The following is a 2,010-nucleotide window of genomic DNA, read 5'->3' as shown; positions in this document are numbered from 1 at the left end:
CTCGTTTGCGCTCGTTGAGCCATTAAGGTCATTGTAGGCTTTGGTATTCCGCCTTTGCGGCATGTCGTCTTTATTAACTCGCTAAACTTGTTTGTTTTAATGTATGGATGTCCCATACTTTTTTCAGTTACCAATGGAAGTTGCTATTTCAATAGCAGGGCAGTTGGTTGAGTTATACCAAAGTGTGCAAGTGCAATCACCAAAACAACAGGGTAAAGAATGGAAAGAGTTACAAAGTAACTTGGTTCATTTAAGTGAATTACAAAGTAATAAAAGTAAGGTGGGGTGATTGTTTCGTGCTGTTCGATATAACTCGTCTGCGCTCGTCCAGTCATTAAGCTTAATGGTAGGCTTTGGTATTCCTTTACGGCGACTTACTTTCCTTTGATTAGCCAAAGGAACCTGTGTCTATAAAAATCAAAGGGAATGCCAACTCACTCATTTTTAATCTTAAAATTAAACACTGTTTTTAATCGTAGCAGTTCGGACCGTACATCTCTGTACCTTACGCAAACAGTGCTTAATATCAAGAAAATGAAAATGAAAATGAAAATGAAAGTGAAAATGGTAAGTGTTAAGTCCATATGAGTAATATTTTAAGCGGGACCTGTTTGTTCTTTTATTGATGATAAACACCAAAAAATTTCGTCTAGATCTTCATTTACAAAAAATAATGCTTCATTGAATTTCTTTGTTTCAGGGCATCTTAGATAGCCTTGCCATTTTAAACTTCCTCTCATCCAATATATTTTCCACACATCCTGAGTTCTCACATAGGAGATCTTTGCGGTGTGTAAGTAAAAAAAACCTTGCTCATGATCGGAGCTAGGATGAGTCTCGAAAAATTCAATGCTTTGGTTATTAAATTTATAACCTACATCAAATCCTTTTTTAACCGCGTGCTGTTTACGATTTGCAAGACGATCCAATAGTAAACGCTCGATCTCTTCTCTTTCTAAAGGTGTGAATGCCATATGTTCCTCTATTTAAGATAGGTAATGTTCAATAAACTAGTGCATATTTCGTCGCAATTCATTTTTACTGGCTATCCAACGCTTACCAGTGTGCTCCGCAAATATCGCCAACTCTTCCAATGAACCCACTGCTCCTTGATAATCTTTACCAAAACTGCTCGCCAATGATAGCCAGCTTTCGCTATCAAGCCCTAATGCATTAAGTAATTTAGGATGTTGGCTAGGAATTGCCCCTTTTTTATCTTCTCGTAAAATTCGCCCGCTCCAATCAACCAACTCAATATAATCAAGTAGTGAGAATGGAATGCCCTTCAGGCTATTTATAGAAGATTGCAGTTCGTGCTCATCACCTATAAAACCCAATAATGGTTTTTTCTGAAAATTTATATTTGTCAAAGAAACTTCAGCGATTTTAGTGCTATTTTCCTTTTTAAAAGCAACACCATGAAGTCGTTCATAGGCAGAAGTATATTCTGATGTTTCAACACTTTTAGCTATTTTGGCTCGAATAGGATTCAGATCGACATAGGCCATACAGGTTAATAATGCACCTTCATCTAATAGAGCCTGTGACTTAAAGCGTCCTTCCCAGAACCGCCCCGTACAATCATCTTCTTTGTTGGCTTTGCGTGCAATGAACTCATTAAAACAACGCATAAACCATGATATATCTGCTAAACGGTCACGCCAACCATTGATGATATTAAGTGCCGCTTTATTTTCTGTAATAGATACTGTTTGCTCCTTTAACCATCGGTCAACTAAGCTTGGTATTGAATATAGGTATCCCCATCTCTGACAAACCTGTTCATCACTAAGTAATTGATTTTCCTGCTCATCAATGTGTAATACCAAATGGTAATGATTGGACATAATGGCATAGGCACAAATGTTAATACTGAAAATAGATGCGAGTTGATGCATGCGTTCAACCATCCATTGGCGGCGATGTTCAAATGATTGACCTGTATATTTATCTTCACCGCATAAATAAGCTCGGCGAACACAACGAGAAATACAATGGTAATAGGGTGTA

At 37.5% G+C, this 2,010-nt stretch carries 3 protein-coding genes; 1 reads left to right on the top strand and 2 read right to left on the bottom strand.

Features of this window, described 5'->3' with window-relative positions:
* Nucleotides 1–103: 103 nt before the first annotated feature.
* The gene (locus H5084_RS00185) at nucleotides 104–289 is read left to right on the top strand and encodes a hypothetical protein (RefSeq protein ID WP_182689154.1); all 186 of its coding nucleotides are present in this window, start codon (nucleotides 104–106) and stop codon (nucleotides 287–289) included.
* Between the two features lie 307 nt (nucleotides 290–596).
* On the opposite strand, the gene H5084_RS00180 is transcribed toward H5084_RS00185, so the two are convergent.
* Both H5084_RS00180 and H5084_RS00175 read right to left on the bottom strand, forming a co-directional pair.
* Nucleotides 597–974 (bottom strand): DUF3024 domain-containing protein, encoded by a 378-nt coding sequence (locus tag H5084_RS00180; protein ID WP_182689153.1) that lies wholly within the window; start codon nucleotides 972–974, stop codon nucleotides 597–599.
* Between the two features lie 36 nt (nucleotides 975–1,010).
* The coding region (locus H5084_RS00175; RefSeq protein WP_182689152.1) for a transposase at nucleotides 1,011–2,010 on the bottom strand (1,000 nt) is incomplete at its 5' end.

The organism is Psychromonas sp. SR45-3 (genome assembly GCF_014163575.1).
Taxonomy (GTDB): Bacteria; Pseudomonadota; Gammaproteobacteria; order Enterobacterales; family Psychromonadaceae; genus Psychromonas; species Psychromonas arctica.
This window is presented reverse-complemented; position numbering and strand designations above follow the sequence as displayed.

Coding starts and splice junctions, on each gene's coding strand:
- H5084_RS00185 (WP_182689154.1), top strand. CDS start 104: ATGGATGTCCCATACTTTTTTCAGTTACCAATGGAAGTTGCTATTTCA.
- H5084_RS00180 (WP_182689153.1), bottom strand. CDS start 974: ATGGCATTCACACCTTTAGAAAGAGAAGAGATCGAGCGTTTACTATTG.